Source organism: Microbacterium sp. (assembly GCF_047605725.1).
GTDB lineage: Bacteria > Actinomycetota > Actinomycetes > Actinomycetales > Microbacteriaceae > Microbacterium.
In genome coordinates, this window is record NZ_JASGFE010000031.1 from 20,675 (window position 1) to 31,619 (window position 10,945).

The 10,945-nt window shown below is 72.1% G+C and carries 8 protein-coding genes; 5 read left to right on the forward strand and 3 right to left on the reverse strand.

The window, feature by feature from the left end:
• Nucleotides 1–80: 80 nt before the first annotated feature.
• Nucleotides 81–2,648 carry a leucine--tRNA ligase gene (gene leuS / locus QM641_RS08180; protein WP_415115301.1) on the reverse strand — a complete coding sequence of 856 codons (2,568 nt, stop codon included), beginning with the start codon at nt 2,646–2,648 and terminating at the stop codon, nt 81–83.
• A gap of 170 nt (nt 2,649–2,818) precedes the next feature.
• On the opposite strand from leuS, the gene QM641_RS08185 reads away from it, so the two are divergent.
• The 5 genes from QM641_RS08185 (at nt 2,819) to QM641_RS08205 (ending at nt 7,753) form a co-directional block, all read left to right on the forward strand.
• A complete protein-coding gene (locus QM641_RS08185; protein WP_415115303.1) occupies nt 2,819–3,481 on the forward strand; it encodes a DedA family protein in 663 nt (220 codons plus the stop codon).
• A 6-nt stretch (nt 3,482–3,487) separates the two neighbouring features.
• A complete protein-coding gene (locus QM641_RS08190) occupies nt 3,488–4,525 on the forward strand; it encodes an App1 family protein (RefSeq protein ID WP_415115305.1) in 1,038 nt (345 codons plus the stop codon).
• 181 nt (nt 4,526–4,706) lie between these two features.
• Nucleotides 4,707–5,444 carry an SOS response-associated peptidase gene (locus QM641_RS08195; RefSeq protein ID WP_415115307.1) on the forward strand — a complete coding sequence of 246 codons (738 nt, stop codon included), beginning with the start codon at nt 4,707–4,709 and terminating at the stop codon, nt 5,442–5,444.
• Nucleotides 5,429–6,187 (forward strand): LamB/YcsF family protein, encoded by a 759-nt coding sequence (locus QM641_RS08200; protein ID WP_415115309.1) that lies wholly within the window; start codon nt 5,429–5,431, stop codon nt 6,185–6,187. Before QM641_RS08195 ends, QM641_RS08200 begins: the two co-directional genes overlap by 16 nt.
• Nucleotides 6,188–6,202: 15 nt before the next feature.
• Complete coding sequence (locus tag QM641_RS08205) at nt 6,203–7,753, forward strand: 5-oxoprolinase/urea amidolyase family protein (RefSeq protein WP_415115311.1); 1,551 nt, start codon at nt 6,203–6,205, stop codon at nt 7,751–7,753.
• 107 nt (nt 7,754–7,860) lie between these two features.
• On the opposite strand, the gene helR is transcribed toward QM641_RS08205, so the two are convergent.
• A complete protein-coding gene (gene helR, locus QM641_RS08210) occupies nt 7,861–10,026 on the reverse strand; it encodes an RNA polymerase recycling motor ATPase HelR (protein ID WP_415115313.1) in 2,166 nt (721 codons plus the stop codon).
• A 359-nt stretch (nt 10,027–10,385) separates the two neighbouring features.
• Nucleotides 10,386–10,544 (reverse strand): hypothetical protein, encoded by a 159-nt coding sequence (locus QM641_RS08215; RefSeq protein ID WP_415115315.1) that lies wholly within the window; start codon nt 10,542–10,544, stop codon nt 10,386–10,388.
• Between the last annotated feature and the right edge of the window lie 401 nt (nt 10,545–10,945).

The window sequence follows — 10,945 nt, forward strand, 5'->3', positions numbered from 1 at the left end:
AGGTCGCGCCGGAGCGGCGTGGGGGCCGGAACTCCCGATCCGTGGAGAGCTCGGGCACTTCCTCGAATGTGGAGGAGTCCTCAGCGCGTGGAGAAGCTCACGACCTTGGGCGCCCGCACGACGGCGCGCGTGATCTCGCGGCCGGCGAGCGAGCGCACGATCCGCGCATCGGCGCGCGCGAGCGCCTCCAGCTCCTCGGCGCCGATGCGGGCGGGCACCGTGAGCGTGCCGCGCACCTTGCCGTCGATCTGCACCACCGCGGTCACCGACTCCTCCACGAGCAGCGTCGCGTCGGCCTGACGCCACGGCGCCAGCCCCACGAACGGCTCGTAGCCGAGCAACGACCACATCTCCTCCGCCGTGTGCGGGGCGAACAGGTCAAGCACCAGCGCGGTGGCCTCCGCAGCCTCGCGCACGGCGGGGTCGGCCGCGCCCGCACCCGAGTCGATGACCTTGCGCGTCGCGTTGACGAGCTCCATGAGCCGCGCCACGACGACATTGAACTTCGTCTGCTCGACGAGGACGGGGGCATCCTGCCACAGTCGGTGCGTGACGCGGCGGAGCGCCGCATCCCCCTCGGCCCAGATGACGTCGGGGGCGCTCGTCACATCGGCGGCGACCCGCAGAGCACGGGCGAGGAACTTCGCGGCCCCGGTCGTTGAGACGTCGTCCCAGTCCTTGTCGTCCTCCACCGGACCCGCGAAGGCGAGCGCGACGCGCAGCGCGTCGGCCCCGTGCAGGTTCAGCTCGTCCTGGAACAGCACGAGGTTGCCCTTGCTCTTGCTCATCTTCGCGCCGCCGAGGATCACCATGCCCTGATTGATGAGGCTGGAGAACGGCTCGGTGAACTCGACCAGGCCCATGTCGAACAGGGCCTTGGTGATGAACCGCGCGTACAGCAGGTGGAGGATCGCGTGCTCCACGCCGCCGATGTAGAAGTCGACGGGCCCCCATTTGTCTGCCTCGCGCACCGAGAAGGCCTCGGTGGCATCCCCCGGCGAGAGGTAGCGCAGGAAGTACCACGAGCTGTCGACGAACGTATCCATCGTGTCGGGGTCGCGTCGGGCAGGCACCCCCGTCTCGGGGTCGACCGTGGTGACCCACTCGGTCGCCGCCCCGAGCGGCGAGGAGCCCTTCGGGGTGAGGTCGAGCCCGGTCGCGGTGGGCAGCTCCACCGGCAGCTCGTCGTCGGGGACGGGGACGATGCGGCCGTCCTCGGTGTGCACCATGGGGATCGGCGTGCCCCAGAACCGCTGCCGCGAGATCAGCCAGTCGCGCAGGCGATAGGTCTTGGCGGCGCGCCCGGTGCCGCGCGCCTCCAGCTCCTCGATCACGCGGGCGATCGCGTTGCGCTTGCTCAGTCCGTCGAGCGAGCCGGAATTGATCATGCGGCCCTCGCCGGTGAGGGCGACACCGGTGGATGCCGGGTCGAGCACATCCAGGTCGGCCCCCTCCGGTACGACCGGTACTCCGTCGTCATCGAGCTCGATCACCGGGATGGCCCCGGTCACCGGTGCGGTCGTGTCGACGACCACCTTCACCGGCAGGTCGAAGGCGCGCGCGAAGTCGAGGTCGCGCTGATCGTGCGCGGGAACGGCCATGACGGCGCCGTGACCGTAGTCGGCCAGCACGTAGTCGGCGGCCCAGATCGGGAGGCGCTCCCCGTTGATCGGGTTGATCGCATACCGTTCGAGGAATACACCGGTCTTGGCCCGGTCGGCGGTCTGCCGGTCGATCTCGCTGGTCTTCTGCACGCGCTCCAGGTAGTCCTGGAACCGCATGCGCACCTCGGCGGGCGCCCCCGCGGCAAGCTCCGCGGCGAGATCCGAGTCGGGCGCGACGACGAAGAACGTCGCGCCGTGCAGCGTGTCGGGCCGGGTGGAGAACACGGTCACGCGCGAGGGATGCCCCTCGATCTCGAAGTCGATGTCGGCGCCGGTGGACCGGCCGATCCAGTTGCGCTGCATCTGCAGCACCTTGTGCGGCCAGAAGCCCTCGAGCTGGTTGAGGTCGTCGAGGAGGCGATCGGCGTACTGCGTGATGCGGAAGTACCACTGCGTGAGCTTCTTCTTGACCACCTCGGCGCCGCACCGCTCGCAGCGTCCGTCGACGACCTGCTCGTTGGCGAGCACCGTCTGGTCGGCGGGGCACCAGTTGACCGGGCTCTCTTTGCGGTACGCCAGGTCGCGCTCGTACAGGCGCTGGAACAGCCACTGGTTCCAGCGGTAGTAGTCCGGGTCGCTCGTGCGCAGCACGCGCGACCAGTCGAACGAGACGCCGTACTGCTGCAGGCTCGCCCGCTGCTGGGCGATGTTCTGGTAGGTCCACTCGCGCGGGTCGGCACCCCGCTTGATCGCGGCGTTCTCGGCCGGCAGGCCGAAGCTGTCCCACCCGATCGGGTTCAGCACGTTATGGCCGCGGTGGCGCCAGAAGCGCGCCACGATGTCGGAGTACAGGTAGTTCTCCGCGTGCCCCATGTGCAGGTCGCCGGACGGGTACGGGAACATCGCCAGCACGTACTTGCGGGGCCTCGTGTCGTCGTCGCCGCCGGCGCGGAACGGGTCGGCCTCGGCCCACCGGTGCTGCCACTTCTCCTGGATCTCGTGTGCGTCGAAGCCGGCGGCGTCGGAGGCGGGGATGGAGGTCATGGACGGGGGAACCAATCGTGCGGCGGGCGGGACGCGTGACGACGCGACTCTCCAGAGTACCCGACGGCGCCGACGCGGAATCGGGCCGGCGACGGTTCCGCCCCGATGCACCCGATGCCCCGAGGGCAGGTTTTCAGGGTAGCGGCGACGCCGAGCAATAGGCTCTCAGCGTGAATGAGACCCTGACATGGCTGCTGGATGCCGTGCAGAGCGTCGACCCGATCGTTCGCACCCTGATCGCGACGCTCGCGATCGCACTGGAGACCAGCATCCTGATCGGGCTCATCGTCCCCGGCGACACGGTCGTGATCGTCGCGGGCACCGCGGTCACCTCGCCGACCGAGGGCGCCGTGCTCGTGGTCGCCGTCATCGTCGGCGCGCTGATCGGCGAGAGCGTGGGATTTCTCCTCGGCCGCTGGCTCGGCCCGAAGCTGCGCTATTCGCGGTTGGGGGCTCGCGTGGGCGAGCACCACTGGACGAGGGCCGAGCGGTACCTGCGCCGCCGCGGCGGGCCGGCGATCTTCCTGTCCCGCTTCCTGCCCGTGCTGCACTCGCTCGTGCCGGTCACGGTGGGCATGAGCGGCTTCTCGTACCGCCGGTTCCTGGCCTGGACCACCCCGGCATGCGTGCTGTGGGCTGCCGTGTACGTGACAGCCGCCGCGCTCGCCGCAGACACCTACCGGGAGCTCGCCGACCAGCTGCACGTCGCCGGCTACCTGTTCGTCGGGCTCATCGTGCTCTTCCTCGGCGCGGTGTTCGTCGTGCGGCGCCTGCTCGTGCGCGCCGAGGCGCGCCACCTCGCCCACGGCGACGACGCCGACGTGGAAGACTGAGGGGCTATGTCCCGCTCCCGCGAACCGGCCGCCAAGGTGCTCTGGTTCGCGCGCCTGGAGTACCGGTTCCACGCGTGGCGCGAGCGGCGCGCTCGCGCACGCGGCCAGGTGCCGACGGTGGCCGCCTTCCCCGGCTACGGCGGCGAGGACTGGGTGCGCGTGGTCGGTCGCGTGCTGATCGTGCCGCCGGGGCCCCGCAAGCGGCAGCGCGGCGAGTACGCGAGCGTGCGCGGCTGGCGCAGCTTCGCGGCCGTGCCGGTCGGCTACGCCCAGGTGTCGGTCACGATCGACGGCGTCGTGCACGAGGTCGTCTCCGACCGCGGCGGCGTCGTCGACACGGTGCTGCCTGCCCGCCTCGCGCCGGGCTGGCAGCCGATCACCATGGCCGTGGAGGGCTCCGAGCCGGTCTCCACGCGCGTGTTCGTGGTCGGGGCCGACGTGCGCTTCGGCGTCGTCTCGGACGTCGACGACACCGTCATGGTGACCACGCTCCCCCGTCCGTTCCGCGCCGCGTGGAACTCGTTCGTGCTCGACGAGCTCGCGCGCCAGCCCGTCCCCGGCATGTCGGTGTTCCTGGAGCGCGTCGTGCGCGACCACCCGGGCGCGCCCGTCGTGTACCTGTCCACCGGAGCCTGGAACGTCGCACCGACGCTCATCCGCTTCCTCGGCCGGCACCTGTTCCCGCCCGGTGCGCTGCTGCTGACCGACTGGGGGCCCACGCACGACCGCTGGTTCCGCAGCGGCACCGCCCACAAGGAGGAGAACCTGCGGCGCCTGGCCCGCGAGTTCCCGCACGTACGGTGGCTGCTCATCGGCGACGACGGCCAGCACGACGACGCGCTCTACACGGCGTTCACGCAGGAGTTCCCCGAGCACGTGGCCGCCGTCGCGATCCGCCAGCTCTCCCCCGCCGAGGCCGTGCTGGTCGGCGGACGCACGGCGGTCGACGACCACTCCGCCGCCGAGGTGCCCTGGGTGACCGGGTCGAGCGGGGCGAGCCTGCTCGCGCGGCTGCGCGACGCCGGCATCCTGTCCCCCGACTGACGGATGCCGGGGCTCGGCGTCCCCACGAAGTTCGGAGTCTTGCGCGAAGTTCGGAGGATTTTCGCGAGATCGTCCGAACTTCGTGCGATTCTCCGAAGTTCGTGCGGCGCGGAGCCGAGCGGCACGTGACGGCGGGCGGATGCCGGGGCTCGGCGTCGGAGGTGCGGCGTACGCTGAGAGCATGTGCGGGCGATTCGTGGTGGCAAGCGTCGCCTCCGAGTTGGTCGGCGTGCTGCGGGTCGACCTGGAGGGCGACGACCTGCCCGCGCCCTCGTACAACATCGCACCCGCCGCGAGAGTCGCGATCGTGCTCGACTCGGCGAAGACCGAGCCGCCGACCCGGCGCCTCGAGGCGGCGCGCTGGGGCCTCGTGCCGGCGTGGGCGAAGGATCCGTCGGTCGGCGTGCGCGCCTTCAACGCCCGGGCAGAAGACGTCGAGGGCAAACCCATGTTCCGCCAGGCGCTCATCAAACGGCGCGCGGTGATCCCGGCATCCGGCTACTACGAGTGGAAGACCGAGGGCGGGGTCAAGACGCCGCACTACGTGCACCCCGCAGACGACTCGCCCATGCTGTTCGCGGGCCTGTACGAGTGGTGGAAGGACGCGAGCAAGGCCGACGACGACCCCAGCCGCTGGCTGCTGTCGTTCACGATCCTCACGCGCGACGCGATCGGGTCGCTCGGCTCCATCCACGACCGCATGCCGCTGTTCGTCGACGTCGACCACGCCGACGCGTGGCTCGACCCCACGACCGACAACGTCGGCGACGTGCTGGGTGCCGCGATCGACGCCGCTCCGGCGCTGGTGCCGGGACTGGAGGTCCGCGTCGTCGACCGCGCGGTCGGCAACACCCGCAACGACTCCCCTGCCCTGATCGAGCCGGCCGCCGGAGAGGATGCGCCGTGTCCATCGACCTGAACAGCGACATCGGCGAGTCCTTCGGCGCGTGGACGCTCGGCGACGACGCCGCGATGCTCGGGCTCGTCTCCAGCGCGAACGTCGCATGCGGCTTTCACGCGGGCGATGCCTCCACGGCCCGGCGCGTGTGCCGCATCGCCGCGGCGGGCTCCGTCGCGGTCGGTGCGCACGTCTCGTACCGCGACCTCGCCGGCTTCGGCCGCCGGTTCCTCGACGTCGACCCTGTGACCCTCGCCGACGAGGTCGTGTACCAGCTCGGCGCGCTGCAGGCGATCGCGCGCGCCGAGGGCGCCGAGGTCACCTACGTGAAGCCGCACGGAGCCCTCTACAACGCGATCGTCCACCACGAGACGCAGGCGCGCGCGGTGGTGGAGGGCGTGGCATCCGTCTCCCCCGCCCTCGCCGTCCTCGGCCTGCCCGGGTCGGCGTTCCTGCGCCTCGCCGGCGAGCGCGGGCTGCGCGCTGTCGCGGAGGGCTTCGTCGACCGCGCGTACCTGCCGGACGGCACCCTCGTGCCGCGATCGCAGGAGGGCGCCGTGCTGCACGATCCGGCCGCGATCGCCGCGCGCGCCGTGCGCATGGCCGAAGGCCGCGAGGTCGTGGCCCTCGACGGGTCCACGATCGCGCTGGACGTCGAGAGCCTGTGCGTGCACGGCGACACCCCGGGCGCGGTCGCGATCGCGCGGGCCGTGCGCGAGGTGCTCGACGCGGCATCCGTCGCCGTCGCGCCGTTCGCGCCCTGATCGGATGAGCAGGCGATGATCCCGGATGCCGGTGGGCACGAGGTGGCTCCGCTCGGATCGCGCGCGCTGCTCGTGCGCCTGGGGCCCGTCGACCCGCACGCGGCTCGGCAGGCCCTGGTGGCCTCGCCGCTGCCGGGACAGGTCGAGGTGACCGCGGGCGCCACGACCCTGACCGTGCGCTTCTCCTCCGCCCGGGCCGCGCGAGCGGGGCGCGCGGCGCTGGCAGCCCTCCGGCCCGATGCCCGCGACGCGGCACCGGGTCCGCTCGTCACGATCGACACCGTGTACGACGGCGACGACCTCGCCGAGGTCGCGGCGCTGACCGGCCTCGGCGTCGACGGGGTCATCCGCACTCACACGGCGACCCAGTGGCACGTCGCCTTCGTCGGCTTCGCGCCCGGGTTCGCGTACCTGCGCAGCCCGGACGCCACGCTGCACGTGCCGCGCCGCGCGACGCCCCGCGTGCGGGTGCCCGCGGGGGCGGTCGCGCTCGCGGGCGACTATTCGGCCGTGTATCCGCGCGCCTCGCCGGGCGGCTGGCAGCTCGTCGGGCACACCGCCATGCCCCTGTGGGAGCCGTCCGAGGATCCGCCGCTGCGCCTGCAGGCCGGCGACCGCGTGCGGTTCCACGCCGTGCGCGAGCGCGTCGAGGTCGCCGAGCCGGCCCGACCGGCGCTGCCTCCGCTGCCGCGGGACACATCCGGTCTGCGGGTGCTCGCGACCGGCGCCCAGACCCTGATCGAGGACGACGGCCGGGAGGGCAGGTCGGGGTGGGGCGTCTCGCGCTCGGGGGCGGCCGACCGCGGCGCGTTCCACCAGGCGAACCGGCTGGTGGGCAACGACCCGGGAGCCGCGGCGATCGAGCACGCGGGCGGCGGGCTCGTCGTGCAGGCCGTGGGCGAAGTGGTCGTCGCCGTCACGGGAGCGGATGCCGCGGTCACCGTCTTCACGCCCGAGGACGAGCTCGACGCAGCTCGCGCCACGCCGTTCCCGCTGTACGACGGCGAGGTGCTCGAGCTCGGCATCCCGCGGGCGGGGCTGCGCAGCTACGTCGCCGTCCGCGGTGGCATCGAGGCGCCGCGCGTGCTCGGGAGCGCGTCCACCGACACCCTCGCAGGGCTCGGCGTCCCGCCCCTGGCAGTCGACGATGAGCTGCGAGCCGGCCCCGCGCCGAGGGCGGCCGTCGGCGAGCCGGAGGTCCCGGCATCCGTCCCCGGGAGCCAGGCGACGGTACTGGAGCTCGTCCCCGGCCCGGACGACGACTGGTTCGACGAGGCCGCGCTGACCGCGTTCTTCGCAGCGGAATGGGTCGTGACGGCGCAGTCGAACCGGGTCGGGCTGCGCCTGGCCGGACCGCCCGTCGCGCGCGCTCGCGAGGGCGAACTGGAGAGCCAGGGACTCGTGCCCGGAGCGGTGCAGGTTCCTCCCTCGGGCCAGCCGGTGCTGTTCCTCGCCGACCACCCCGTCACCGGCGGCTACCCGGTCATCGGCGTCGTCGCCGATCCGGATCTCGACCGCGCGGCACAGCTGCCCGCGGGCGCGCGCATGCGCTTTCGGCGCCGCTGAGCTCTCGGGCCCGTGAGTCGTCGACCTGGCACGTTCTACCGCCGGATGCCGCGCCCGCGACGATATGCGCCAACCCACGCCCGCAGCCATCCCCCGTCAACCACGGGTCAGCCTTCGCCGCTGAGCACGACGAGCCGCTCCGTGGCCCGCGTCATCGCGACGTAGCGGTCGACGGCGCCCTCGATGCCCGTGCCGAAGGCATCCGGGTCCACGAGCACGACGAGGTCGAACTCGAGCCCCTTCGCCTGCTCGGGCGTGAGCGCACGAACGCGCGACGTCGCCGGGAGCGCGCGAGTGTCGACCGAGGTGCCGATCACGGCGGCGATGCCCTCGGCGTGCGTGGCGAGCCACTCGTCGAGGATCGCACCGAGCTCCGACACTGCTCCCCGCGTGACCGGGATGCCGTTTTCCCGCACCGACACCGGCACGTTGGCCTCCGGGATCGCCGCCCGGATCACCGGCTCGGCCTCGGCCATGACCTCGCGCGGAGTGCGGTAGTTGATCGTGAGGGTTGCGACCTCGACGTGCGAGAGTCCGATACGGGCGAGCCGCTCCTGCCATGACGGCGCGAACCCGTGCCGGGCCTGTGCGCGGTCGCCGACGATCGTGAGGCTGCGCGACGGGCAGCGCCGCAGGATCATGTCCCACTCCGCGTCGGTGAGCTCCTGCGCCTCGTCGACGACCACGTGCGCGAAGGGGCCGGCGAGCCTGTCGACGTCGATCGCGGGGAGGGATGCCTCGTCCATGAGCGAGTTCTGCGCGTCCTGCCCGCGCAGCATCGACATGACCGACATCTCTGAGTCGTCCGCGGCGATGATGTGGTCGATGGCCTTGTCGCGCTCCTCGCGCTCCGCCGCCAGCGCGGCCTCGCGCAGCCGCCGCTGGCGTGCCGCCTCGGGCTCGCCGATGCGCTGGCGCGCGGCATCCAGCAACGGCAGGTCCGCGACGGTCCACGCCCGGGGGTCGTCGCGCTGCAGCCGCCGCATCTCGTCGTCGTCGAGCCACGGCGCGCACCGCCGCAGGTACGACGGCACCGACCACAGGTCGGCGGCGACGCCGGCCGGATCGAGCAGCGGCCAGGCGCGAGTGAACGCGCGACGCAGGTTCTCGTCGTGCGCGAGCACAGCCCGCACCAGCGCGGGCGGCGCCTCTTCGTCGTCGACCGCGTCGGCCAGGATGCCGAGCAGCTCCTCCCACACGAGGTCGCGTGCGTCGTCGTGCGGGATGCCGCCTTCCGCGGCCTGGAACGCCTCCGCCCACTCGGCGGGGCCGACCCGCACGTCGGCCCAGGGCGTCTCGACCACAAGCTCGTCGCGGGGCGGCTGCTCGTGGTAGCGCACCGCCGCCTCGACCGCCTCCAGTAGTCGCGTCGACGACTTGAGCGCCGCGACCTCCGGATCGGACTCGGGCGTCGCCGCGACGCCCTCGGGCACGAGGTCGCGCAGCGTGCACAGCTGTACGGTGTCCTCGCCGAGGCTCGGCAGCACATCGTCGACATAGGCGAGGTAGGCGGGGCTGGGACCTATGAACAGCACGCCTCCCCCACCCTGCGTGAGGCGCGGCTCGGAGTAGAGGAGGTACGCGGCCCGGTGCAGGGCGACGACCGTCTTGCCCGTGCCGGGGCCGCCGTCCACGACGAGCGCACCCCGCGAACCGGCGCGGATGACGGCATCCTGGTCCGACTGGATCGTCGCGAGCACGTCGCGCATGCGCGGCGAGCGGCTGGTGCCGAGGCTCGCGATGAAGGCGGACTGGTCGTCGGCCGCGGCGCTTCCCGCCGCGGCATCCGGGTCGAAGATCTCGTCCCAGTAGTCGGTGATGCGCCCGCTCGTCCAGCGGTAGCGGCGGCGGCTCTTAAGGCCGAGGGGGTGGGCGAGCGTCGCCGCGAAGAACGGCTCGGCCGCGGGGGCGCGCCAGTCGACCAGCAGCCGGCGACCAGCGGCGTCGGTGAGGCCGAGACGACCGATGTAGACCGGGTCGGCGGCATCCGTCGTCACCATGCGGCCGAGGCACAGGTCGAGCCCGAAGCGCCGGAGCAGCCGCAGTCGCCCGGTGAGCCGATGGATCTCGAGGTCGCGCTCGAGCGCCGCCTCGCCGTGGCCGCCACGCGCGAGGCGCCGGGCGTCGAGGCGGGCGGCGAGGTCGTCGGTCTGGCGGCGCAGCTCGACGCCGATGGCGGCGAAATGCCGCTCGTCGGCGCCGATCAGAACCGGATCCGCCTTGGCGGACAGGTGCGGCGGAAGGCGGAAGGCGCTCTGGATCTGGGTGGTCATATCGGCTCCGTATCGCCGTCTCGGGCGCCGGGTGGGCGCTCGACATCGAGGCGGAAGAGCGATTCTGCCCGAAGACCGGGGCCTTGCCGCAAGCCCCCACCCCCGCGGTATCCTGGAAGTGCAAGGATCGATCAGCGCACCCGAGGCGCGATCGCCGCGCCGAGGATCGGCTGATCCTTCACATCGAGGGCACGCCAGACGGGTACCGCAGGGCTGACAGCAGGACGTTGGTGTCGGCGAGGACGCGCTCACGTGCGAATCCGTCCGCCGAGCTCCTTGCGGACCTCAGCGCGATCCCGAGGATGAGTCCGACGTCGATCACCACCGTAGCGCGTCGCACTCGGTCGTATGGGAAGGGGCTATTCCTCGATCGAGCGCAGGGCCTCGGTGACGAGGTCATCGAGCACGATGCTCAGCTCGGGCACCCGATTGGTGACAGCACCCCAGACGATCTCGTAGTCGATGTTCTTGGCGGCCTCGGCTGCGTCCCAGAGATGGGCGCCGGCCTCAAGCCGCATAAACGTCCTGTGCCGACGTGAACGCAGACGCCTTGAAGAACGGGTTCTTCACCGAGCGGGCCATCACGAGGTCGACGTCACGACCGAGGATGCGATCCGAAGACGCGCAGCCGCTCCACGCCATACTGTTCGCAGGCGCGACGGATCGCCTCGATGTCGAGGAGGGTCGCGCTGATCATGGCTCCATTCTCCCAGACTTGGGCCTGTCGGTGAGAGTATCGGGCGCGGCCCTGCTCGAAGGCGGGGGTGTGCGGCTCGATGTCGTAGCCATCGGTGATCGCCCGTTTATGGCTCCGGAGCACGAAATCCCCGATCGGTTAGGCTCGAAACCTTCACTGACCAGGGATTTTGTGGACCTGAGGGGACTCGAACCCCTGACCCCCTGCATGCCATGCAGGTGC